Source organism: Roseateles sp. P1_C6 (assembly GCF_056406315.1).
This window is the reverse complement of the sequence record NZ_JBFUAK010000011.1, coordinates 123,814-144,942: the sequence shown is the minus strand read 5'-3', so window position 1 is coordinate 144,942 and position 21,129 is coordinate 123,814. Positions and strand designations below refer to the sequence as shown.

At 69.7% G+C, this 21,129-nt stretch carries 19 protein-coding genes; 18 read left to right on the top strand and 1 reads right to left on the bottom strand.

The features are described from left to right. Nucleotides 1-85 precede the first annotated feature (85 nt). The 13 genes from AC1D29_RS23350 (at nucleotide 86) to AC1D29_RS23290 (ending at nucleotide 13,198) form a co-directional block, all read left to right on the top strand. Nucleotides 86-1,348: a cyanophycinase gene (locus AC1D29_RS23350; RefSeq protein WP_477901946.1), complete on the top strand. Its 1,263-nt coding sequence runs from the start codon at nucleotides 86-88 to the stop codon at nucleotides 1,346-1,348. Beyond that, nucleotides 1,329-1,721: a DUF3224 domain-containing protein gene (locus tag AC1D29_RS23345; RefSeq protein ID WP_477901944.1), complete on the top strand. Its 393-nt coding sequence runs from the start codon at nucleotides 1,329-1,331 to the stop codon at nucleotides 1,719-1,721. Before AC1D29_RS23350 ends, AC1D29_RS23345 begins: the two co-directional genes overlap by 20 nt. A gap of 19 nt (nucleotides 1,722-1,740) precedes the next feature. Further along, nucleotides 1,741-2,157, top strand: coding sequence for a hypothetical protein (locus tag AC1D29_RS23340; RefSeq protein ID WP_477901942.1), 417 nt, complete (start codon nucleotides 1,741-1,743; stop codon nucleotides 2,155-2,157). Nucleotides 2,158-2,194: 37 nt separating this feature from the next. After that, nucleotides 2,195-2,701 (top strand): YbaK/EbsC family protein, encoded by a 507-nt coding sequence (locus tag AC1D29_RS23335; protein WP_477901940.1) that lies wholly within the window; start codon nucleotides 2,195-2,197, stop codon nucleotides 2,699-2,701. Next, entirely contained in the window at nucleotides 2,698-2,925 is a 228-nt protein-coding gene (locus tag AC1D29_RS23330) for a DUF1289 domain-containing protein (protein ID WP_477901938.1), read from the top strand. Before AC1D29_RS23335 ends, AC1D29_RS23330 begins: the two co-directional genes overlap by 4 nt. After that, complete coding sequence (locus AC1D29_RS23325) at nucleotides 2,922-3,581, top strand: DsbA family protein (RefSeq protein ID WP_477901936.1); 660 nt, start codon at nucleotides 2,922-2,924, stop codon at nucleotides 3,579-3,581. Before AC1D29_RS23330 ends, AC1D29_RS23325 begins: the two co-directional genes overlap by 4 nt. A gap of 231 nt (nucleotides 3,582-3,812) precedes the next feature. Next, complete coding sequence (locus AC1D29_RS23320; RefSeq protein WP_477901935.1) at nucleotides 3,813-5,492, top strand: MFS transporter; 1,680 nt, start codon at nucleotides 3,813-3,815, stop codon at nucleotides 5,490-5,492. A gap of 137 nt (nucleotides 5,493-5,629) precedes the next feature. Further along, nucleotides 5,630-6,697: a LacI family DNA-binding transcriptional regulator gene (locus AC1D29_RS23315; protein ID WP_477901934.1), complete on the top strand. Its 1,068-nt coding sequence runs from the start codon at nucleotides 5,630-5,632 to the stop codon at nucleotides 6,695-6,697. 240 nt (nucleotides 6,698-6,937) lie between these two features. Further along, nucleotides 6,938-9,259 carry a TonB-dependent receptor gene (locus AC1D29_RS23310; RefSeq protein ID WP_477901933.1) on the top strand — a complete coding sequence of 774 codons (2,322 nt, stop codon included), beginning with the start codon at nucleotides 6,938-6,940 and terminating at the stop codon, nucleotides 9,257-9,259. A gap of 4 nt (nucleotides 9,260-9,263) precedes the next feature. Then, the gene (locus AC1D29_RS23305; protein WP_477901932.1) at nucleotides 9,264-10,154 is read left to right on the top strand and encodes a PfkB family carbohydrate kinase; all 891 of its coding nucleotides are present in this window, start codon (nucleotides 9,264-9,266) and stop codon (nucleotides 10,152-10,154) included. Beyond that, nucleotides 10,151-11,452, top strand: coding sequence for an MFS transporter (locus AC1D29_RS23300; RefSeq protein WP_477901931.1), 1,302 nt, complete (start codon nucleotides 10,151-10,153; stop codon nucleotides 11,450-11,452). The genes AC1D29_RS23305 and AC1D29_RS23300 overlap by 4 nt, the downstream gene beginning before the upstream one ends. Next, nucleotides 11,449-12,945 (top strand): sucrose phosphorylase, encoded by a 1,497-nt coding sequence (gene gtfA / locus AC1D29_RS23295; protein ID WP_477901930.1) that lies wholly within the window; start codon nucleotides 11,449-11,451, stop codon nucleotides 12,943-12,945. Before AC1D29_RS23300 ends, gtfA begins: the two co-directional genes overlap by 4 nt. Nucleotides 12,946-13,000: 55 nt before the next feature. Beyond that, nucleotides 13,001-13,198 (top strand): hypothetical protein, encoded by a 198-nt coding sequence (locus AC1D29_RS23290; RefSeq protein WP_477901929.1) that lies wholly within the window; start codon nucleotides 13,001-13,003, stop codon nucleotides 13,196-13,198. 4 nt (nucleotides 13,199-13,202) lie between these two features. On the opposite strand, the gene AC1D29_RS23285 is transcribed toward AC1D29_RS23290, so the two are convergent. After that, the gene (locus tag AC1D29_RS23285; protein ID WP_477901927.1) at nucleotides 13,203-14,834 is read right to left on the bottom strand and encodes a sensor histidine kinase; all 1,632 of its coding nucleotides are present in this window, start codon (nucleotides 14,832-14,834) and stop codon (nucleotides 13,203-13,205) included. Nucleotides 14,835-15,008: 174 nt separating this feature from the next. Between AC1D29_RS23285 and AC1D29_RS23280 the strand changes: the two genes are divergently transcribed. The 5 genes from AC1D29_RS23280 (at nucleotide 15,009) to AC1D29_RS23260 (ending at nucleotide 21,112) form a co-directional block, all read left to right on the top strand. Beyond that, entirely contained in the window at nucleotides 15,009-16,121 is a 1,113-nt protein-coding gene (locus tag AC1D29_RS23280) for an ABC transporter substrate-binding protein (protein WP_477901925.1), read from the top strand. A 75-nt stretch (nucleotides 16,122-16,196) separates the two neighbouring features. After that, entirely contained in the window at nucleotides 16,197-16,985 is a 789-nt protein-coding gene (locus AC1D29_RS23275) for an SDR family NAD(P)-dependent oxidoreductase (RefSeq protein WP_477901923.1), read from the top strand. Next, a complete protein-coding gene (locus tag AC1D29_RS23270) occupies nucleotides 16,985-19,345 on the top strand; it encodes a penicillin acylase family protein (RefSeq protein WP_477901921.1) in 2,361 nt (786 codons plus the stop codon). The genes AC1D29_RS23275 and AC1D29_RS23270 overlap by 1 nt, the downstream gene beginning before the upstream one ends. 94 nt (nucleotides 19,346-19,439) lie before the next feature. Next, nucleotides 19,440-20,387: a CsgG/HfaB family protein gene (locus tag AC1D29_RS23265; protein ID WP_477901919.1), complete on the top strand. Its 948-nt coding sequence runs from the start codon at nucleotides 19,440-19,442 to the stop codon at nucleotides 20,385-20,387. Continuing rightward, nucleotides 20,387-21,112, top strand: coding sequence for an SDR family oxidoreductase (locus tag AC1D29_RS23260; protein WP_477901917.1), 726 nt, complete (start codon nucleotides 20,387-20,389; stop codon nucleotides 21,110-21,112). Before AC1D29_RS23265 ends, AC1D29_RS23260 begins: the two co-directional genes overlap by 1 nt. The last annotated feature ends 17 nt before the right edge of the window (nucleotides 21,113-21,129 follow it).

The following is a 21,129-nucleotide window of genomic DNA, read 5'->3' as shown; positions in this document are numbered from 1 at the left end:
CTGTCGGATTGCCTGCGGGCCTGCCAAGATGTCAGGCTTGTGAACCCAGCCCGTCCGGCGCCCGCGCCGGGCCCTTGCGCCCATCTTGCCCAGCCCATCCCAAGCCGGCACCGTCATCGTCATCGGCGGCGCGCTGAAAGCCGACAGCGACGCCGTCTGGCAGCGCATCGTCGACGAAGCCGGTGGGCCTGGTGCGCGCATCGCGGTGTTCGCGACGGCGGCGGCCGACCCCGAGCGCAGCGCGGCGCAGATCGTGGGGGCCTTGTCGCGCTGCGGTGCCCAGGCCGAGCACATCCCCGTGGCGCCGCACCTCACGGGCGTCGACCTACAGGCGACGCTGAACGACCCGGTGCTGATTGCCCGCGTGGCCGCGTCGCGCGCCGTGTTCTTCTCCGGCGGCGCCCAGGAACTCATCGTCGACACCTTGCAGCCTGCGGGGCGGCCGACGGCCATGCTGGGCGCCATCCGCGCAGTGTTTGACGCCGGCGGCGTCATCGCCGGCACCAGCGCCGGCGCGGCTGTCATGAGCCGCCTGATGTTCCGCGACGCGATGGACAGCCTGGCCGTGCTCAAAGGCCTGTGGCGCGCCGGCCAGGAGTACGACCATGGCTTTGGCTTCGTCGGGCCTGAGCTGCTCGTCGACCAGCATTTCCTGCGCCGCGGCCGTATCGGCCGCATGCTGCCGGCCATGCAGGCGCTGGGCTACCGGCTCGGCCTGGGCGTGGACGAGAACGCGGCCGTCGTCATCCAGGGCCCGCGGCTGGAGGTCATCGGCGGCAGCGGCGCCGTGCTGGTGGACCTGGCCGACGCGAGCAGCGACGCCACGTTGCCTGCGTTCAACCTGCGCGGCGCGCGGCTGTCCTACCTGGACCACGGCGACCGCCACGACCTCGCCAGTGGTGTGACGACGCCCGCTGCGCGCAAGCTGCGCCAGCCGCGCATCGACCCGGCCGCGCCCGGCTTCGAGCCGGGTCTGCAGTCCGACCGCTATTTCCTCGACATCCTCGGCGACGGGTGCATCCTCAGCGCGATGACGCAACTGCTGGACGGCCCGGTGCCCGAAGTGCGCGGCCTGGCCTACCGTGCCAATCCGCGCTCCGCCGACCCGGCACCCGATCTCGGCTTCGAATTCCTTTTGCACCGTGGCCCGGGTCTGGTCGGCTGGTGCAGCGCGACGCCGGGCGGCGAGGCCTACACGGTGCTGCAGGCCCTGGTCGACGTGGTGCCCGTGCGCGTGGCCAACCCGCTGTACACGCCGCTGGCCGCGCTGCCCCGGCCCATGGTCGAATCGGTGCTGACGGGCCGCGGCGGCCCCAAGGAGAACGGCGATGACGACGATCAGCGGTGAATTCAGCGTGGGCATGACGGCCCAGGACGCGCAGGGCGACAGCCCCGCCATCGGCCGCATGCTGCTGGACAAGCAGTACCACGGTACCCTCGAAGCCCGCGGTGCCGGCCAGATGCTGGCCACGCACGGCAGCGTCGCCGGCTCGGCGGCCTATGTGGCGCTGGAGACGGTGACCGGCACGCTGCAAGGCCGCGCCGGCAGCTTCGCCCTCGTGCACCACGGCCAGATGAACCGCGGCCAGCCCAGCCTGGTCATTGCCGTCGTGCCGGACTCGGGTACCGGCGCGCTGGCGGGCCTCAGTGGCCGCATGAACATTCGTGTCGAGGGCCATCAGCATTTCTACGATTTTGAGTTCACACTGGCCGATGCCTGATCACCACGAAGGAGACACCATGAAGAAGATCATCCTTGCCCTGACGGCGACGCTGCTCGCCGGGGCCGCGCAGGCCACCGACGTGGGCGTGTCCGTCCAGGTCGGCCAGCCGGGCTTCTACGGTCGCATCGACATTGGCAACGTCGCACCGCCGCCGGTCGTGCTGGCCCAGCCCGTCTGGGTGCAGCGCCGGCCCGTGCACGTGGAGCCCGTCTACATGCGCGTGCCGCCCGGCCACCAGAAGAACTGGAGCAAGCACTGCGCACGCTACAACGCCTGTGGCGTGCCGGTCTATTTCGTGCGCGAGGAGTGGTATCACGATCGCTACGAGCGGCCGCAGCCGCAGAACTACGACCAGGGCGACGACCGCGGCAAGGGCAAGGACAAGGGGCATGGCAAGGGCCATGGTCACGGCAAGGGCAAGGACCGCGACTGAGTGCGCTGGGGCCCGTGACCGCGACACAATTGCGGTCATGGCTCTCGACACCGATTCCCGACCCGAAGGCTTCCAGCGCGTCAGTGCCGCGCTGGCGGCCCTGGCCCACCCGCACCGGCCGCTGTGGCTGGACGTTGCCGCCCGCACGGCCCAGGAGGCGGCCGACGCCCTGGGCGTGACGCTGGGGCAGATCGCCAAGTCCGTCGTGTTCCGCCGCAAGGCCGACGACGCGGCCGTGCTGGTCATCACGTCCGGCGACAAGCGTGTCGACGAGGGCAAGCTCAAGCCGCACACCGGGCCGATGGGCCGCGCGGACGCCGACTTCGTCAAGGCCCGCACCGGCTTCTCCATCGGTGGCGTGTCGCCCGCCGGCTTCGCTCCCAGCGACGGGGCGCCGCCGCCGCAGCTCTTCATCGACCGCGAGCTGTTCCGCTTCGACATCATCTGGGCCGCGGCCGGGCATCCGAACGGCGTGTTCAAGCTGACCCCAGCCGAGCTGGAGCGGCTCACGGGTGCGCCGGTCATTGACGTCGTGCAGGCATGAGAACGCCGGTCATTTCACCCTGCGTCAATGTCTGCCAGATGGACGCGGCCAGCGGCTGGTGCCGTGGCTGCGGGCGCAGCATCAACGAGATCGCGGGCTGGGGCGGGGCGCCCGAGACCGTGCAGCGCCATGTCCTCGACCAGCTGCCCGAGCGCCGTGTCGAGTTGCACCGCCACGGCCTCTGGCTGGGCCCCTGGCCGCACAGCGAGGAACAGGACCGATGAAGCAGCTGACCTTCTACTTCGACCCGATCTCGCCTTATGCGGCGCTGGGCTTCGAGGCCCTGCCCGAGGCCTTGGCGGGGCACAGCGTCGAGGTGGTCTACAAGCCCATCCTGTTCGCTGCGCTGCTGCAGGCGCTGGGGCAGAAGGGGCCGGCCGAGATCGAGGTCAAGCGGCAGTGGACCTTTCGCCAGGTGGCGTGGCTGGCGCATCGCCAGGGCGTCGTGCTGGACCCACCGGCCCAGCACCCCTTCAACCCGCTGCCGCTGCTGCGCCTGGGCTGGGCCTGCGCGGCGCCCGAGGGCCAGCCGGGTGACACGCCCAGCCGCTGGGTCGTCGAGCAGCTTTTCCACCATGTCTGGCGCGGTGCCGGGGCCGATGCGGGCGACCCGGCGCGGCTGGCGGAGCTGAGCCAGCGCCTCGCGCCCGTGCACGACCCGGCTGGCGACGCCGTCAAGCAGCGCTTGCGCAGCGAGACTGAAGGCGCGCTGGCGCTGGGCGTGTTCGGCGTGCCCACCGTCGAGCTGGACGGGCGGCTGTTCTGGGGCCAGGACGCGCTGCCCATGGTGCGCGCGGCGCTGGACGGTGACCCCTGGTTTCGCAGCGGCGTCTGGGAAGGCGCTGCGCGGCCGCGGCCCGGCATCGCGCGCAAGCATTAGGCGCAGTGCTGGCGGCACAGGCCGCCTGACGTCAATCCCGCGCTGACATCCGGACTCGGGACTTACCCGCGACGCCGCCGGATTCCCGCATTGAGAAATGCTGACCCCGGGTTCCTGCGGAGTTTGTCAGCCTCGATTCAGACTCGCGTCAGAACACGGTCAGAGGCAGCCTCAATAGTCCGGCGCAAGGGAAGCTCGGCTCGGGCGACCCGACCACAGACGGAGACTTTTATGGCAACTGCGACTCAAACGGCCTCGGCGCCGATGACCCGCGAAGAGAAGAAGGTCATCTTCGCCTCTTCGCTGGGCACGGTGTTCGAGTGGTACGACTTCTACCTCTACGGCTCGCTGGCGCCCATCATCGCCAAGCAGTTCTTCGCGGGCCTTGATCCGCAAGCCGCGTTCATCGCGTCGCTGATGGCCTTCGCCGCCGGCTTCATCGTGCGCCCCTTCGGCGCGCTGGTGTTCGGTCGCCTGGGCGACATGATCGGCCGCAAGTACACCTTCCTGGTGACCATCCTGATCATGGGCTTGTCGACGTTCATCGTCGGCGTGCTGCCCACCTACGCGACCATCGGCGCGGCGGCGCCGGTGATCCTGATCGGCCTGCGCCTGCTGCAAGGCCTGGCACTCGGCGGCGAGTACGGCGGTGCAGCCACCTACGTGGCCGAGCACGCGCCGCACGGCAAGCGCGGCGCCTACACGTCGTGGATCCAGACGACCGCGACGCTGGGCCTGTTCCTGTCGCTGATGGTCATCCTGGGTACCCGCACCTCGCTGGGTGAAAAGGACTTCGGCGACTGGGGCTGGCGCATTCCGTTCATCGTCTCCATCCTGCTGCTGGGCATCTCGGTGTGGATTCGTCTGTCCATGAACGAATCGCCCGCCTTCCAGAAGATGAAGGCCGAGGGCAAGACCTCCAAGGCGCCGCTGTCCGAATCCTTCGGCCAGTGGAAGAACCTGAAGATCGTGCTGCTGGCCCTCTTCGGCCTCGTGGCCGGTCAGGGCGTGGTCTGGTACTCGGGTCAGTTCTATGCGCTGTTCTTCCTGACGTCGGTGCTCAAGGTCGATCAGGCCAGCGCCAACATCTGGATCGCGATCTCGCTGCTGCTGGGCACGCCGTTCTTCGTCATCTTCGGCACGCTGTCGGACAAGATCGGCCGCAAGCCCATCATCATGGCCGGCCTGCTGCTCGCCGCGGTCACCTACTTCCCGCTGTTCAAGGCACTGACCGCGGCGGCCAACCCCGACCTGGCCAAGGCGCAGGAGACCTCCAAGGTCACGCTGACCACGAACATGGCCACCTGCTCCTTCCAGGGCAGCCCGCTGGCACGTGAGGTGGACTTCACCAGCGCCTGCGACATCGCCAAGCGCGCACTGGCCCAGTCGTCGGCCAGCTCCGAGACCGTCGAAGCCGCTGCGGGCGCGCCGACCGTCGTGCGCGTCGGTGAGAAGGAAATCGCCGTGCCCACGGCGGCCAAGCTGACCGAGCACAAGTTCGACGAAGCCAGCACCAAGGCCATCGCCGCCTTCAAGAAGGAACTGGGCGAGGCGATGAAGGCCGCCGGCTACCCGGCCAAGGCGGACATGGCCAAGGCCAATGTCCCCATGGTCATCGGCATCCTGTTCATCCTGGTGCTGTACGTGACGATGGTCTACGGCCCGATCGCGGCCATGCTGGTGGAGATGTTCCCGACCCGCATCCGCTACACCTCGATGAGCCTGCCGTACCACATCGGCAACGGCTGGTTCGGCGGCATGCTGCCCTCGATCACCTTCGCGATGGTGGCGCAGAACGGCAACATCTATCACGGCCTGTGGTACCCCATCGTCATCGCGGCGGCGACCTTCGTCATCGGCGTGCTGTTCGTGCGCGAGACCAAGGACGTGGACATCTACGCCCGGGACTGAACGCGGACCGAGAGAGCCATGCGGCTTGCAAGCCGCATGGCCTGAGAAGTACAAAAGGCCGGCGCATGCCGGCCTTTTTCTTTGCCCGGGATTGCCTCTGCTTGTCGATTGCGGTCCGCCCTGCGAGGATGCCGCGAATGTCCAAACCCAAAGAATCCGTCGATCCCGCGACCGGCAATGCCAGCGAGCAGCGGCGGCTGCAGATGGTGGACATCGCGCGGCTGGCCGGCGTGTCCGTGTCCACGGTGTCCCGGGCGCTGAACGGCAGTGAACTCGTCAACGCCGAGACCCGTCAGCGCGTCGCCGAGCTGGCCCGTTCGCTGAACTACTCGATCAACTTCGGCGCGCGCAGCCTGCGCCTTCAGGAGAACAAGACAGTCGCCGTCGTCGTGCCCTACGACGCCAAGTCGCGCCAGCACATCTCCGACCCCTTCTTCCTGTCCATCGTCGGCTCCATCGCCGACGCGCTGACCGACCGTGGCTACGACATGCTGCTGTCGCGCGTGGATGCCGAGCGTCTGGACCTGGCCTCGCACTGGTTCGATTCCGGCAAGGCGATCGGCGTCGTGCTGATCGGCCAATGGCGCCATCACGACCAGCTCAACGAGATGGCCGCACGCAAGCTGCCGCTGGTCGTCTGGGGCGGCGAGATGCCGCAGCAGCTCTACTGCAGCGTCGGCGGCGACAACGTGCTGGGCGGCACGCTGGCCGCACGCCACCTGCAGCAGCTGGACCGCCAACGCATCGCCTTCGTTGGGGACGCCAAGCTGCCCGAGGTTTGGTTGCGCCGCCAGGGCTATGCGCAGGCGCTGCGCGACGCAGGCCTGGCCGTGGACCCGGCGCTGGAGCTGGCCGCTCCCTTCGAGCCTGGCGTGGCGACCGGCGTGCTGCGCGACTTCTGCGCGTCGCGTCGCGACTTCGACGCGGTCGTCTGCTGCAGCGACGTGCTCGCCCTGCTGACCATCCAGGCCTTGCGAGCGGTCGGCCGCAGCGTGCCGGAGGACGTGGCCGTCATCGGCTACGACGACATGCCGCTGGCGGCCTACTGCGACCCGCCGCTGACGACCGTGCACCAGCCGGTGGCGGAGGCGGGCGCCGAGCTGGTCGAGGCGCTGCTGGGCCAGTTGCGCGGCGATCGCTGCGGCCCGCGCACGCTGCCGGTCTACCTGAAGCTGCGCGAAAGCGCCCCCGACGCGGCACGTTGAGCGTGCGCTGGCCTGCCTGATGGCGGGCCGGGCTGGCTTTCAGTCGGTTGTGCCTATCGTTTCCATTTAGTCAGACGATTTCGCGAATGACGCCGAAAAATACGTGTTTCCACTACATTGCAATCGATTGCAAAACAAGTCGGATGCCCGCAGAATGACGGCACGGACCGAAGCGCCTTGCGGCGCCGGTGCCGACCCGCCTCGCAGAAGGCGTTTGCACACCGACAACCAGGAGACACCATGCCCCGCCTCAACCCCCATCCGAACGCCGTGCGTTCGCGCCGCAGCCCCTGCGTGCATCCGCTCGCCGCCGCCGTGGCGCTCGCGCTGCTGGCCGCCCATGCGCAGGCCCAGCAAGCTGCGGCCGACACAGGCGACGGCCTCAAGCTCGACGCGGTCGTCGTCACCGGCAGCTCGTCGGCCAAGTCCAAGATGCGCTCCAGCGTCGCCATCTCGACCATCGAAAACGAGGGCGTCACGGCCGTCACGGCGGCCAGCGCCACCGACGTGCTGCGCGCCGTGCCCGGCATCCGCGCCGAGGCCAGCGGCGGCGAGTCCAACGCCAACGTCGCCGTGCGCGGCATCCCCGTCTCGGCCGGCGGCGCACGCTACATCCAGTTCCAGGAAGACGGCCTGCCGGTGCTGCAGTTCGGCGACATTGCGTTCGCGACGCCCGACACCTGGCTGCGCGCCGATGCCGGCTTCGAGCGGCTGGAGGTCGTGCGCGGCGGCTCGGCCGCGCTGCTGGCCACCGGCGCGCCGGGCGGCATCATCAACTTCATCAGCAAGACCGGCCTGGAGCCGGGCGGCAGCATCCAGCTGACCCAGGGCCTGGACTTCGACCAGACCCGTGTCGACATCGGCTACGGCGGCCGTCTGGCGCCCAAGACGCGCTTCTTCATCGGCGGCTTCTACCGCGTCGGCGACGGCGGCCGCAAAGGCGCCGACGGCACCGAGAAAGGCGGTCAGGTGCGCGGCAACGTCACCTTCGAGCTGGCGGGCAAGAGCCATGTGCGCTTCAGCTTCAAGCACCTGGACGATCACAGCCCGACGTTCATGCCCACGCCGGTCAAGTACGTCGGTGGCAGCATCCAGCAGCTCCCGGGCCTGGACCCGCGCCGCACGGCCTTCTACGACGCCGCCTGGCCGCTGGACAACACGCTGACCAACACCAACGGCCGCGCCACCAGCAACATCCGCGACGGTCTGGCGGCCAAGAGCGATGCCTTCGGCGCCGACGTCGACCTCGACGCCGGCGGCGGCTTTCGCCTGCAGAACAAGTTCTCGTGGAGCCGCAACTCGGGCCGCTTCATCGGCATCTTCCCCGGCGACGACGTGGCTGCCGCGCCGGCCGGCACGACCATCGCGACCGGCCCCGACGCGGGCAAGGCCTACGCGGGCGACAAGTTCACCGCCGTCGTCTTCAACACCAAGGTCGACAACGTCGGCCTGATGGCCAACGACCTGAAGTTCTCGCGTGACTTCGAGCTCGGCGGTGGCGCCAGGGTCAGCGCGGTGGCCGGTCTCTACGCCTCCGTGCAGAAGCTGGACCTGACGTGGAACTTCAACCAGTACTCGCTGTCGGCCGACGGCGAGGGCGCCCGCGTGCTGAACGTGCCCGGCGTCGTCAACGGCTCGCCCGGCTTCGGCGGCTGCTGCAGCAACACGCAGGACAGCAAGTACACGACCACTGCGCCCTATGTCGTGCTCAACCTGGAGTCCGGCGCGCTGTCGGCCGACATCGGCATGCGTCGCGACAACCAGAAGGCCAGCGGCGCCTACTACCAATCCACCGCCGGCGTCAGCTATGACCTGACCAAGCCCAACGCCATCGACTACGACTTCGGTCGCACGTCCTATTCGCTGGGCGGCAACTACGCGCTGAGCAAGGACTTGTCGGTGTTCGCCCGCTACTCCGACGGCGCCGCCTACAACGCCGACCGCATCACCTTCTTCAACAACCCCAACCTCGTCAACGGCAAGAGCCCGACCATCCCGACCAACCAGGTCAAGCAGGCCGAAGTGGGCGTGAAGATCCGCGGTGGCGGCATGAGCCTGTTCGCGACGCTGTTCCATGCCAAGACCGACGAGGTCAACGTCGACGTGACCACCAGCCCCATCGTCGCCAAGGCCAACCGCTATCGCAGCAACGGCCTGGAGCTGGAGGGCTCGGCCCGCTTCGGTCTCGTCACCCTGCTGGGCGGCTTGACCTACACGGATGCCAAGCAGGCGGACGGCCGGGCGCCCAAGCGCCAAGCCAAGGTGGTCTACCAGCTCACGCCGACGGTCAACGTCGGCGATGCGCTGACGGTCGGTGTCGGCATCGTCGGCACGACCAAGAGCCTGGACGACGGCCCGACGGGCCCGCTGACCATCACGCTGCCGGCGTACACCGTCGTCAACGCGTTCGCCAGTTATGCGCTGACCGACCGCGCGACGCTCTCGCTGGCGGCCAACAACCTTTTCAACGAGCTGGCCTACACCGAGAGCAATGATGGCCGCGGCGCCGCGCGGGCCTACACGGGCCGCACGGTCAAGGCCTCGCTGCGCTACAGCTTCTGAAGCCATGGCCGCCACGCCCATCCTCGTGCTCGGCGAAGCCCTCGTGGACGAGTTCCATGACGGCCCCGTCGCCGGCGGCGCGCCGTTCAACGTGGCGCGCTCGCTGGCGGCACTCGGCGTGCCGGTGCGCTTCGTCAGCCGCATCGGCGCGGACGATGCAGCCGGCCGCCTCGTGCTGGACAGCGCCGCGCGCTTCGGCCTCGCGGCGGACGGCATCCAGCGCGACGCGACGCACGCCACCGGCCGCGTCAGCGTGCATGAAGATGCGGGCGGCCACCATTTCGAGATCCACGCCGACGCGGCCTGGGATCATCTCGAAGCGCCCGCCGCCGTGGAGGCTGGCATCCTCTACTTCGGCAGCCTCGCGCAGCGTCACCGCGCCTCGCGTGCGGCCATCCGCGCCGCCGTCAAACGCGCGCCGGGCCCACGCCTGCTGGACCTGAACCTGCGCCCCGGCACTGACACGCCGGAGCTGGCCGCTGAAGCGCTGATGCTGGCCGACTGGGTCAAGCTCAACGAGGACGAACTCGGCTGCCTGCTCGCCTGGTTCGAGCCGACGCTGCCGGCGCTGATGGCGCGCTTCGCGTTGCAGGGGCTGGTGCTGACGCGTGGGGCGGCGGGCTATGCGCTGCACGGCGACCAGGGGCAGGTGCTGGCGGTCGGGGAGGGCGTGGCACAGCCGGCCTTTGTCGACAGCGTGGGCGCGGGTGACGGCTTCACGGCCATGCTGCTGGCTGGCTTGTCGCTGGGCCGCGAGTTGGGCGCGGCGCTGGGCCTGGCCAACCGCTATGCCGCGATGATCTGCGGCGTGCGCGGCCCGCTGCCGTTGGACCCTTCGGCGCTGGCGGTTTGGCGCGAGGCCCTGCATGCGCTGCCGGCGGAGGACACGAGATGAACAAGCCCCACCTGTCCGTCACGCAGATCGTGAACATGAATGTCGGCTTCCTCGGCATCCAGTTCAGCTTCGGCCTGCAGCAGGCCAACATGAGCCCGATCTACCAGATGCTGGGCGCCGAGGGCAAGGACCTGCCTTATCTGTGGCTGGCCGGGCCCATCACCGGCCTGCTGGTGCAGCCCTTCATCGGCGCGATGAGCGACCGCACGACGCACCGGCTGGGTCGGCGCACGCCTTACTTCCTGGTCGGCGCGCTGCTGTGTTCGCTGGGCCTGCTGCTGATGCCGTTCAGCCCGGCGCTGTGGTTCGCGGCCGGCCTGTTGTGGATCCTGGACGCGGCCAACAACGTGACGATGGAGCCCTACCGCGCCTACGTCAGCGACCGGCTGCGCGAGGAACAGCACGCCAGCGGTTTCCTGACTCAGGCCTCGTTCACGGGCCTGGCGCAGACGCTGGCCTATCTGACGCCCAGCCTGCTGGTCTTCCTCGGCATGAACAAGGACGCGCTAGGGGGCAACGGCATCCCGGTCGTCACGACGCTGGCCTTCGGCATCGGCGCGCTGCTGTCGTTCACGACCGTGTGGTGGTCCATCCGCAAGGTGCCCGAGCTGCCCTTGCCGGCGGACGAGCTGGCGCGGTTGCGCGCGCTGCCGCATGGCTTTGGCGCGGCGCTGGGCGAGATCTGGGCCGCGCTGCGCGACATGCCGGCGACGATGCGGCGGCTGTGGTGGATGGCGCTGTTCCAGTGGTACGGAATGATGTGCTACTGGATCTACATCGTGCCGACGCTGGCCGCGACCATGTTCGGCACCGACGACCCGCACAGCGGCGGCTTTCGCGACGCGGCGCTGCTGAACGGCCAGGTGGGCGGTTTCTACAACGCCGTTGCCTTCGTTGCCGCCTTCGCGATGCTGCCGTTCACGAAGCGCTTCGGCGCGAAATGGGTGCATGCCTTCGCGCTCGCGTGCGCGGCGGCCGGCATGTGGGCGCTGCCCGGCATCCACGACAAGACCTGGCTCTTGCTGCCCATGGTCGGCATCGGTCTGGCCTGGGGTTCCGTCATGGGCAACCCCTACGTGCTGCTGGCCGGCAGCATCCCGCCGGAGCGCGCCGGGGTCTACATGGGCATCTTCAACATGTTCATCGTCATCCCGATGCTGATCCAGGCCGTGACCTTGCCCTTGTTCTACGACAGCCTGCTGGGCGGCCGCCCGGAGAACGTCATCCGCCTCGCCGGCGTGCTGCTGGCCGTCGCGGCCGTCTGCGTGCTGCGCGTGAGTCCACAGAAGTCCTCATGAAGAACCAAGTCCAGCTCATCACCTATGTCGACCGCCTCGGCGGCCAGCGCGACGGCGCCGACTTGCGCCGGTTGACGGACCTGCTGTGCCGGCCCGGCGCGCCGCTGGCCGGCGTGTTCGGTGGCGTGCACCTGCTGCCGTTCTTCCACGCCATCGACGGCGCCGACGCGGGCTTCGATCCCATCGACCACACGCAGGTGGATGCGCGCCTGGGCGGCTGGGCCGACATCAAGGCCCTAACCGAGCGCCTGGACGTGATGGCGGACGTGATCGTCAACCACATGTCCAGCGAGTCGCCGCAGTTCCTCGACTATTCCGCCAAGGGGGAGGCCTCGGCCTATGCTGGCCTGTTCCTGACGCTGGACGCGGTGTTCCCGAACGGCGCCAGCGAGCAGGACCTGCGTGCCGTCTACCGGCCGCGCCCGGGCCTGCCGCTGACCCACATGACGCTGCAGTGCGGCGAGCGGCGCACGCTGTGGACGACCTTCACGGCCGCGCAGATCGACATCGCCGTGCGCCATCCCCAGGGCCGCGCCTACCTGGCCAGCATCCTGCAGACCTTCGCCGCCAACGGCATTCGCATGGTGCGGCTGGACGCCGTGGGCTACGCCATCAAGAAGGCCGGCGCGAGCTGCTTCATGATGCCGGAGACCTTCGATTTCATCGCCGAGTTCGCGGCGGAGGCCAGGGCGCTGGGCATCGAAGTGCTCGTCGAGATCCATGCCTACTTCCAGCGCCAGATCGAGATCGCATCCCGCGTCGACTGGGTCTACGACTTCGCGCTGCCGCCGCTGGTGCTGCACGCGTTCAGCTTTCACACCGCCGCAGCGCTGAAGCGCTGGATTGCGATCCGGCCGACGAATGCGCTGACCGTGCTCGACACGCATGACGGCATCGGCATCATCGACATTGGCGCCGATGCCGGCGACCGCGCGGCCCACCCCGGCCTGGTGCCGCCGGAGGAACTGGACGCGCTGGTGGACCGCATCCACGCGGCCAGCCAGGGCCAGAGCCGCCAGGCCACCGGTGCGGCAGCCAGCAACCTGGACCTGTACCAGGTCAACTGCACCTTCTTCGATGCGATGGGCCGCGACGAGACGGCCTATCTGCTGGCCCGTGCCCTCCAGTTCTTCCTGCCCGGCGTGCCGCAGGTCTACTACGTCGGCCTGCTGGCCGGCCACAACGACATGGACCTGCTGGCGCGCAGCCAGGTCGGCCGCGACATCAACCGCCACTTCTACGGCGAGGCCGAGATCGCGCGCGACTGCGAGCGCCCCGTCGTGCGCCGCCTCATCGAGCTGATCCGGCTGCGCAACCGCCACCCGGCCTTCTGCGGCGAATTCAGCGTGCTGCCCAGTGGCGACGATGAGTTGCACCTGCGCTGGCAGCAGCACGGCGAATGGGCGGCGCTGCGCGTCAACTTCACCACGCTGTCCCACGAGCTGAGCTGCAGCAGCGGGCGTGGTGGCCGCGAGTCCTTCGCCTTCAGTTGAGCGTCAGCCTGGGTGCGCAGAATGCGCCCCAGTTCAACGCAATGGAGTGATGGTCATGTGGAAGCTGGTCCTGGGTTTTGCCGCCTTTGCGGCGCTTGCACTCTTCGTCCTGATGAAGAGCGGCGGCAACATCGACATGGGTGGCGAGAAGCATGACGTGACCGCGGCGCATGAGCCCGCGGCGTCCGCCGCCGTCGAGGCCGCGACCGCCGCCGCATCGGCCGCGCTGCCGGCTTCCGCTGCCTCGCAATGAGGCTTCAGTGAGCCTCTGAAGCCTCGCCGGTGGCGCGCTGAGGCGCCATCAGCGGCAGGCGCATCAGCATCTGCGTGCCCTCTCCGGGCGTGGAGCGCACCTCGATCTGGCCGCCCAGCACATTCGTCACGATGCTGTGCACGATGTGCATGCCCAGGCCCGAGCCGCCGGTGCCCAGCTTGGTCGTGAAGAAGGGGTCGAAGATGCGCCTGCGCACCGACTCGTCCATGCCGCGGCCATCGTCGACGACGCTGAGTTCCGCCTCGGTGTCGTTCAGCGGCGCGCAGTGCACGGTCACGCGGCCCTGCTCGCGGCCCTCGAAGCCGTGCACCTGCGCATTCATCAACAGGTTGGTCAGCACCTGGCCCAGCGCACCGGGGTAACTGTTCATGATGAGGCCGTGGCAGAGATCGGTCTCGATGGCGAAGCGCGTGTGCTTGAAGCTGGGCTCGACCATCACCAGCACGTCCTCGACGACCTTGCCGAGATCGAAGTCGCGCCGCAGGTCGGCCGTCTGGTCGATCGCCACCTGCTTGAAGTCGCGCACCAGGTCGGCCGCCTTCTGCACATTGCGCTGCAGGATGTCCTGGCCGCGCCGCGTGTCGCGCGCCAGCTCCTCCAGCGTGCTGCGCCGCATCTGCACGCTGCCGGCCAGCATGGCCTCCAGCTGCTTGTAGCGGTCGTCCAGCGCCGACACCACGGTCAGCGCATTGCCCAGCGGCGTGTTCAGCTCGTGGGCCACGCCCGCCACCAGGCGGCCCAGCGACGCCAGCTTCTCCGACTCGACCAGCTCGCGCTGCGCCGTCTGCAGCGTCTCCAGCGCGTCGGACAGTTCGGCGTTGCTGGCGCGCAGTTCGGCGGTGCGCTGCGCGACCGTCTCCTCCAGGTTCAGGTTGTGCTGGCGCAGCGCCTCGAAGGCCGACAGCAGCGCCTGGCGCATGCGCTCCATGGCCATGCCCACGCGTGCGATCTCATCGGCCCCGCTGACATGCAGCGGCTGCTCCAGCCGCCCGGCCGCCAGCGCCTCGGCCGAACCGGTCAGCTCCGTCATCGGGCGCAGCACGTAGCGTTGCAGCACCCACAGCATCAGCACCAGCGACAGCGTCAGCGTCAGGCCGCTGCGCCAGACGGTGCGCCAGACCTCGGCCTGCTTGGCCTGCAGCAGCGGCGCTGCGCTCATGCTGACGGTCAGCTTGGCGATCTCGCGGCCGTCGCGCTGGATGGCGCGGGTCTCGGTCAGCATCAGGTCGGCATCGGCCTGCTCGCCGGGGCGGCGCTGCGACAGGAAAGGCGCCGGCGACGCTGGCTCGATGACCTGCACGGACACGAAGCGCGGGTCGTCCATCTGCGCCTTGACCATCGGGTCGGCCAGATCGGGCGACACCTGCCACACCGGCTCGGCCAGTGACAGCGCCATCACCTCGGTGGCCCGCGCGAGGTCGCGCTTGAGGTCGTCCATCGCGGTCTGGCGCGTCTTCTGGCCGTCGTAGACCAGCACGGCCGTGGTCGGCAGCAGCAGGCCCAGCAGCAGGGCCAGCACGACGGCGAAGGTCAGCGAGTCGCGCCGCAGGCCGAATTGGCGCTGCGTCTGGGGTGCGGTGATCGCGGGCGGCGGCGGGGCGGGGCTGTCCGGCATGGGTGGGCGCAAAGGCGGCACGAGTGTAGGCCCGGCAAAAGCGGTCGAAATGCGCATCCCGACCCCGGTGTGCTCGGGTTTTTCCTGGGGCTGAGGGGCTGCTGTGGGCGGGGGGGCTGGCCCCACAATCCGCCGCCTGATCGCGCCCCGCGGCGCATGGCCTGGAGAAAAACAGTGAAGCGTTGGGTTGGCCTGGCGGCAATGTTCGCTGCTTGCATCGGCATGGATGTCGCATTGGCGCAGAGCACGTTGCGCATCGGCATGGTCGCCGGGTTTTCGGGGCCGGTCGCCGGGCTGGTTCAGGAGAGCGCCGACGGCGCGCGCCTGTACTTTGACTCGTTCAATGCGCAGGGCGGCCTCAAGGGCCAGAACATCGAGCTCGTCACGCAGGACGACAAGTACGACCCCGCCACGGCCGTGGCGCAGGCCAAGTCGCTGGCGAGCCAGGGCGTGCTCGCGCTGATGCTCAGCCGCGGCACCGGCCCGACCGAGGCCCTCTTGCCGGTGCTCAAGGAGAACCGCCTGCCGCTGATCGCGCCGGCCACCGGCGCCATCAGCCTGCATGAGCCGGTGCAGCCCTGGGTCTACCACCTGCGCGCCAGCTACCAGAAGGAGGCCGAGCGTGCGGTCCGCCACCTGGCCGGCATCGGCGTCAAGCGCATCACCATCGTGCAGGTCAACGACGCGTTCGGCAACGACGCCGGCAAGGGCGCCATCAAGGGCCTGGACGACATGAAGCTGCGCGCGCTGTCGCACCTGCGCTTCGACCGCAACAAGCCCGACCTGGCGCCGACCATGCAGGCCATCGCCAAGGCCGGCATCGAGGCCGTCGTGCTGATCGGCCCCGGCTATGCCGTCGTCGAGGGCGTCAACGCGCTGCGCGCAGCCGGCTCGACGGCCCACGTCGCGACGCTGTCCAACAACGCGTCCGCCGAGTTCGTGAAGGCGCTGGGCGAGAACGCCCGCGGCGTCGTCGTCACGCAGCTGTTCCCGTACGAGCGCTCCACGTCCAACCCGCTGGTGCGCGAGGCGCTGGGCCTGAGCAAGGCGGCCGGTCGCAGCGAGCTGACGCCGGCGCAACTGGAGGGCTTTGCCGCGGCCAAGCTGGTCGTCGAGACGCTCAAGCGCGCCGGCAAGGACCCCAGCCGCGACAGCTTCGTCAAGGCCCTGGAGGGCCCGCGCATCGACCTGGGCGGCCTGCAGGTGCACTACACCGACAAGGAGCACGGCGGGCTGGAGTTCACCGACGTGTCCATCGTCGGCCCTGACGGCAAGTTCTGGCGGTAAGCCCGCGCGCAACGCCGGCTGCGGCCGCGCGATGATGCACCCTGCATGGCCGCAGCCAGCGGCCGGGGGATTGAAATGGATCTTGGACTGAAAGGCCGCTGGGCGCTCGTCTGCGCCGCGAGCAAGGGCTTGGGGCGCGGCTGCGCCGAGGCGCTGGTGGGCGAGGGCGTCAATGTCGTCATCACGGCGCGCGGCGAGAGCGATCTGCTGTCGACGGCGGCCGCGCTGAAGGCGATGAACCCGGCCGTCGAGGTGCTGGCCGTCATCGGCGACATCGCGACGCCCGAGGGCCGCGCCGCCGCGCTGGCCGCCTGTCCGCAGGTCGACATCCTCGTCAACAACGCCGGCGGCCCGCCGCCCGGGGACTTCCGCGACTGGGACCGTGCACAGTGGATCGCGGCGCTGGACGCCAACATGCTGGCGCCCATCGAACTGATCAAGGCCACCGTGGACGGCATGGCCGCGCGCGGCTTCGGGCGCATCGTCAACATCACGTCCGGTGCCGTGAAGGCGCCCATCGACGTGCTGGGCCTGTCCAACGGCGCGCGCTCGGGCCTGACCGGCTTCGTCGCCGGCGTGGCCCGCCAGGCCAAGCTGGCCGGCGCCAACGTGACGATCAACAACCTGCTGCCCGGCGCCTTCGACACCGACCGGCTGAAGAAGGGCTTCGCGGCCGGTGCCGCCAAGGCCGGCGTCAGCGCCGAAGAGCTGGCCGCCAAGCGGCGTGCGGCCATCCCGGCCCAGCGCTTCGGCAACGCGGCCGAGTTCGGCGCCATCTGCGCAATGCTGTGCAGCGCCCAGGCCGGCTACCTGACCGGGCAGAACATCCTCCTGGACGGCGGCAGCTACCCGGGGACCTTCTGATGAAGTGGCTCAAGCGCATCCTCACCGGCCTGCTGCTGCTCGTCCTGCTGCTGGCCCTCGTGATCTGGCTGCTGCTGCGCGGCAGCCGGGCCCAGCTGGACGGCGAACGCGCCGTCGCCGCGCTGAGCGCGCCGGCCGAATTGCAGCGCGATGCGCGCGGCTATCTGACCGTCACGGCCGAGAACCGCCTGGATGTCGCGCGCGGCCTGGGCTTTGCGCATGCGCAGGAGCGCTTCTTCCAGATGGACCTGATGCGCCGCAATGCCGCGGGCGAGCTGTCGGCGCTGGTCGGCGCCAAAGCCCTGCCGCTGGACAAGGCGCGCCGCGTGCACCGCTTCCGCCATCGCGCTGAAACGGGCATTGCCGCCATGCCGGGCGACGAGCGCGCGCTGCTGGACGCCTACGTGGCTGGCGTCAACGCCGGCCTGGCGGCGCTGGGCACGCGGCCGCCCGAGTACCTGCTGCTGCGACAGGCGCCCAAGCCCTGGGTCGCCGCCGACACGGTGCTGGTCGCCTACGGCATGTACCTGGACCTGCAGGGCGCGCAAGGCCGCGACGACATCGCGATGGGCCTGCTGCATGACGCCGTGCCGGCCGACTGGTATGCCTTCCTGAACCAGCACAGCGCCGACTGGCAGGCAGCGCTGGACGACAGCCGGGTGAGCGCCGTGCCGCTGCCCGCGAGCCCGCTGCCCGAAGCGCTGCGCGCCACCAAGACGGCCTGCAGCGACTGCAGCCTGCAGGACGCCCGCGACATCGGCAGCAACAACTTCGCCGTCGCCGCCGCCCATGGCGCCGACGGGCGGGCCATCCTGGCCGACGACATGCACCTGGGCCTGCGCGTGCCCGGCACCTGGTTCAAGACCCGCATGACCTGGAAGGACGCCGCCGGCAACCACGACCTGGCCGGCGTCACGTTGCCCGGTGCGCCGCTGCTGGTCGTCGGCAGCAATGGCCGAGTGGCCTGGGGCTTCACGAACACGACCTCGGACTGGGCCGACGTCGTCACGCTCAAGCTCAACGCGGCCGGCACGCATTACCTGGCCGGTGGCGCCGAGAAGCCCTTGCAGCGCGCTGTCGAGCGCATAGAGATCGCCGGCGAGGCCGCGGTCGACCATGTCGTGCTGGAAAGCGAGTGGGGGCCGGTGATGCCGCAGAAGGCGCCCGCCGGCCAGGCCTACGCGTTGCGCTGGGTGGCACATGACCACGAGGGCATGAATTTGCGGCTGATGCACATGGAGACGGCCGCGACCGTGGAGGAGGGCGTCAGGCTCGCCGCCGGCGCCGGCATGCCGGCGCAGAACCTGCTGCTGACCGACGCGACGGGCCGCATCGCCTGGACCGTCATCGGCGCCATGCCCAAACGCGTGGGCGGCGAGGACATCGACCGGCCGCAGGACTGGAGCGACGGCCGCTCGCGCTGGCAGGGCTACCTGGGCGCGGCCGAGCAGCCCCGGGTCGTGGACCCGCCCGACGGGCGCCTGTGGACCGCCAACGCACGCATGATCGGCGGCGATGCGATGAAGCTCGTCGGCAACGGCGGCTGGGACCTGGGTGCGCGCGGCATGCAGATCCGCGACGGCCTGCGCGCGCAGGACAAGTTCGATGAAGCCGGCCTGCACGCCATCCAGCTCGATCACCGCGCGCTCTTCCTGCAGCGCTGGCGCCAGCTGTTGCTGGAGCAGGTGCTGACGCCCGACTTCGTCGCCGCCAACGGCCTGGCCGACTATCGCGCCGAGGTCGACAAGAGCGCCGACGCCGCGCGACCCGATGCCGTCGGCTATCTGCTGGTGCGCGCCTTCCGCGAGCAGACGCTGAAAGCCATCTTTGCGCCGCTGGCCGGCCTGCTGGAGGCCAACGGCCTGAAGCTGCGCGACCTGAAGATGGTGCCCGAGACGCCCGGCTGGGCGCTGATCCAGACCGCGCGGCCGGACACGCTGCCGGCAGCCTTCAAGAGCTGGCCCGAGCTGCTGCAGCGCGCCGTGCTGGACAGCCGCAAGGCACTGGTCGAGCAGCACGGCAGCCTCGCCGCCGCAACCTGGGGCGCCGACAACCCGACCAGCATGCGCCACCCGCTGAGCGCCGCCGTGCCGCCGCTGGCCGCCTGGCTGGACCAGGCCTCCCAGGGCATGGCCGGTGACAGCCACATGCCGCGCGTGCACAACCACGGCCACGGCCAGAGCGAGCGCATGGTTGTCTCGCCGGGCCACGAGGAACGCGGCATCCTGGTCATCCCCGGCGGCCAGAGCGGCCACCCGCTGTCCCCCTTCTACCGTGCCGACCACGCCGCCTGGCTGGCCGGCGAACCTGTGCCCTTCCTGCCCGGCGAAACCTCGCACCGGCTCGTGCTGCGACCCTGATCCAGGCGACACCGCTCGTGTGGTCTGAGGATGCGTGCGGACGCATGCGCTGGGCACAATCGCCGGTTCACGAGAACTCCGGAGGACTGCTGCCATGAACAAGACCCACTACGCCCTGATGCTGGCCAGCCTGGCGACCACCCTGAGCGCGCAGGCGCAGGACGCCGGCTCTAACGTCGAGAAATGCCCCAAGAAGCTGGGCGTGCTGGCCGTGGCCGAGCCGCAGCACGGCTGGAACCACATCTCCCAGTACGGCCTGGGCTCGCCGTCGGCGCTGCTGCGCATGATGGTGCAGCAGTCCGGCTGCTTCGACGTCGTCGAGCGCGGCCAGGCCATGCAGAACCTGCAGCAGGAGCGCTCGCTGGCCGCCGCCGGCGAGATGCGCCAGGAGTCCAACGTCGGCAAGGGCCAGATGCAGGCGGCCGACTTCGTCATGACGCCCAATGTGCAGGTCGGTGCCAACACCAGCGGCGGCCTGGGCGGTTTCCTGGGCGGCAAGCTGGGCGTCATCGGCGCCATCGCCGGCGGCCTGAAGTTCAAGGACGCCTCCACCAGCCTGCTCATCGCGGACGTGCGCTCCAGCATCCAGGTCGCGGCCGCCGAGGGCAAGGCCAGCAAGACCGACTTCTCCATCGGCGGCTGGGGCTTTGGCGGCGGCGCGGTGGGCGGCATGGGCGGCTACACCAGCACGGCCGAGGGCAAGCTCATCGCTGCCAGCTTCCTGGACAACTACAACAAGATCGTCATCACCATCCGTGACCAGCCCAGCCTGGTGCGCAGCGGCAGCGCCTCCGGCGACGCCAACGCGGCCGCGTCGACCCAGGCCGGCGCGCCCATCAATGCCGGCCAGATGCTGGCGCCCAAGATCTCCAACGTGAAGGCCTATGCCTCGCCGTCGCGCGACAGCAAGGTCCTCGCGACGCTGAACCGCAGCGACGAGCTGGTTGCCACCGGCGAGGTCAAGGACGGCTTCGTCAAGGTCGACTCCGCCAACTTCAGCGGCTGGGTGCAACGCACGCTGGTCACCCCGGTGGGCAACTGATGAAGGTTGCCCTCGTCACCGGCGCCGGTTCCGGCATCGGCCGCGCCGTGGCGAGGGCGCTGGCCGCCGAGGGCTGGACACTCGCGTTGATGGGGCGCCGCGAGGCGGCACTGCGCGAAACCCTGGCCGACGCGCTGCACCTGCCCGCCGACGTCGCCGATGAGGGCCAGGTCGACGCTGCCTTCGCACGGTTGCGCGAGCGCTTCGGCCGGCTGGACCTGCTGTTCAACAACGCCGGCATCGGTGCGCCGCCGGTGCCTATCGACGAGCTGACGGTGGCGCAATGGCGCGCGGTGGTCGACACCAACCTGACCGGCAGCTTCCTGTGCGCCCGCGCGGCCTTTGCACTGATGAAGGTGCAAGACCCGCGTGGCGGCCGCATCATCAACAACGGCTCCATCTCGGCCCACGCGCCGCGGCCGTTCTCGGCGCCCTACACATCGACCAAGCATGCGATCACGGGCCTGACCAAGGCGCTGAGCCTGGATGGCCGTGCCTTCGACATTGCGGCTGGCCAGATCGACATCGGCAATGCGGCGACCGACATGACGGAGAGGATGCTGCGTGGCGTGCCCCAGGCCAACGGCCAGATCGCCGTCGAGCCGCGCATGGACGTCGAAGACGTCGCCCGCGCCGTCGTCTACATGGCCGGCCTGCCGCTGTCGGCCAATGTGCAGACCATGACGGTGATGGCGACGAACATGCCTTTTGTCGGGCGCGGTTGAGCAGGTTCAGAATTCAG

Bases quoted from the DNA above. Each gene is read 5' to 3' on its own strand.
- AC1D29_RS23345 (WP_477901944.1), top strand. From the start codon at position 1,329: ATGACGACGATCAGCGGTGAATTCAGCGTGGGCATGACGGCCCAGGAC.
- AC1D29_RS23340 (WP_477901942.1), top strand. From the start codon at position 1,741: ATGAAGAAGATCATCCTTGCCCTGACGGCGACGCTGCTCGCCGGGGCC.
- AC1D29_RS23335 (WP_477901940.1), top strand. From the start codon at position 2,195: ATGGCTCTCGACACCGATTCCCGACCCGAAGGCTTCCAGCGCGTCAGT.
- AC1D29_RS23330 (WP_477901938.1), top strand. From the start codon at position 2,698: ATGAGAACGCCGGTCATTTCACCCTGCGTCAATGTCTGCCAGATGGAC.
- AC1D29_RS23325 (WP_477901936.1), top strand. From the start codon at position 2,922: ATGAAGCAGCTGACCTTCTACTTCGACCCGATCTCGCCTTATGCGGCG.
- AC1D29_RS23320 (WP_477901935.1), top strand. From the start codon at position 3,813: ATGGCAACTGCGACTCAAACGGCCTCGGCGCCGATGACCCGCGAAGAG.
- AC1D29_RS23315 (WP_477901934.1), top strand. From the start codon at position 5,630: ATGTCCAAACCCAAAGAATCCGTCGATCCCGCGACCGGCAATGCCAGC.
- AC1D29_RS23310 (WP_477901933.1), top strand. From the start codon at position 6,938: ATGCCCCGCCTCAACCCCCATCCGAACGCCGTGCGTTCGCGCCGCAGC.
- AC1D29_RS23305 (WP_477901932.1), top strand. From the start codon at position 9,264: ATGGCCGCCACGCCCATCCTCGTGCTCGGCGAAGCCCTCGTGGACGAG.
- AC1D29_RS23300 (WP_477901931.1), top strand. From the start codon at position 10,151: ATGAACAAGCCCCACCTGTCCGTCACGCAGATCGTGAACATGAATGTC.
- gtfA (WP_477901930.1), top strand. From the start codon at position 11,449: ATGAAGAACCAAGTCCAGCTCATCACCTATGTCGACCGCCTCGGCGGC.
- AC1D29_RS23290 (WP_477901929.1), top strand. From the start codon at position 13,001: ATGTGGAAGCTGGTCCTGGGTTTTGCCGCCTTTGCGGCGCTTGCACTC.
- AC1D29_RS23285 (WP_477901927.1), bottom strand. From the start codon at position 14,834: ATGCCGGACAGCCCCGCCCCGCCGCCGCCCGCGATCACCGCACCCCAG.
- AC1D29_RS23275 (WP_477901923.1), top strand. From the start codon at position 16,197: ATGGATCTTGGACTGAAAGGCCGCTGGGCGCTCGTCTGCGCCGCGAGC.
- AC1D29_RS23270 (WP_477901921.1), top strand. From the start codon at position 16,985: ATGAAGTGGCTCAAGCGCATCCTCACCGGCCTGCTGCTGCTCGTCCTG.
- AC1D29_RS23265 (WP_477901919.1), top strand. From the start codon at position 19,440: ATGAACAAGACCCACTACGCCCTGATGCTGGCCAGCCTGGCGACCACC.
- AC1D29_RS23260 (WP_477901917.1), top strand. From the start codon at position 20,387: ATGAAGGTTGCCCTCGTCACCGGCGCCGGTTCCGGCATCGGCCGCGCC.